Origin of the sequence: Mesorhizobium sp. 1M-11, from assembly GCF_001303895.1 — a bacterium.
In the GTDB taxonomy this organism is placed as follows: domain Bacteria; phylum Pseudomonadota; class Alphaproteobacteria; order Rhizobiales; family Rhizobiaceae; genus Mesorhizobium.
Genome location: NZ_LJSD01000073.1, coordinates 1 through 1,298, shown reverse-complemented (window position 1 = coordinate 1,298; position 1,298 = coordinate 1). Strand labels below are relative to the sequence as shown.

Here is a 1,298-nt window from a genome sequence, read left to right as displayed (position 1 = left end):
TGGATCGGAGCTGACCTTAGGGTGAAGCTGCTGGCTCAGGCCTCGACGGCCGGCAACGACACCATCACGGGCTTTAATGTCGCCGACACCATAACCGGCGGTGCCGGCAATGACACGATCGATGGAGCGGAGGGCGACGACATTTATGTCTATGCCCGCGGCGACGGCCACGACACCATCGTGGAATATCTCAATAATGGCTACGACGACCGGCTTGTCTTCACCGATATCAATCCGGCCGACGTCTCGCTGGTGCGAAATGGCAATGACGTCACCATCGTCATCGCCGACAGCGCGCCAGGTGCCGGTGACGGCGGCTCGGTGCTGCTGAAGGACACGCTCGACGATCGATACGGTCGTGGCGTCGAAAAGGTCATCTTCGCTGACGGTACGACGTGGACCCCAGCGCAGATGCGCGACATGTTGCTGACCAGCACGGCAGCGGACGACACATTGGTCGGCTTCTTAGGGGACGATACTTTCCGCTACAGCCGCGGCGACGGCCACGACACCATCGTGGAATATCTCAATAATGGCTACGACGACCGGCTTGTCTTCACCGACATCAATCCGGCCGACGTTTCGCTGGTGCGAAATGGCAATGACGTCACCATCGTCATCGCCGAAAGCGCGCCAGGTGCCGGTGACGGCGGCTCGGTGCTGCTGAAGGACACGCTCAACGATCGCTACGGCCAGGGCGTCGACAAGGTCGTCTTCGCCGATGGCACGACCTGGATCGGAGCTGACCTTAGGGTGAAGCTGCTGGCTCAGGCCTCGACGGCCGGCAACGACACCATCACGGGCTTTAATGTCGCCGACACCATAACCGGCGGTGCCGGCAATGACACGATCGATGGAGCGGAGGGCGACGACATTTATGTCTATGCCCGCGGCGACGGCCACGACACCATCGTGGAATATCTCAATAATGGCTACGACGACCGGCTTGTCTTCACCGATATCAATCCGGCCGACGTCTCGCTGGTGCGAAATGGCAATGACGTCACCATCGTCATCGCCGACAGCGCGCCAGGTGCCGGTGACGGCGGCTCGGTGCTGCTGAAGGACACGCTCGACGATCGATACGGTCGTGGCGTCGAAAAGGTCATCTTCGCTGACGGTACGACGTGGACCCCAGCGCAGATGCGCGACATGTTGCTGACCAGCACGGCAGCGGACGACACATTGGTCGGCTTCTTAGGGGACGATACTTTCCGCTACAGCCGCGGCGACGGCCACGACACCATCGTGGAATATCTCAATAATGGCTACGACGACCGGCTTGTCTTCACCGACAT

Annotated in this window: 1 protein-coding gene; it reads left to right on the top strand. The window is 60.6% G+C overall.

All coding sequences use genetic code 11. From position 1 onward, the window contains the following. Window positions 1-21 precede the first annotated feature (21 nt). A partial coding sequence (locus AO692_RS28425) for a calcium-binding protein (RefSeq protein WP_280138690.1) occupies window positions 22-1,298 on the top strand: 1,277 nt, incomplete at its 3' end.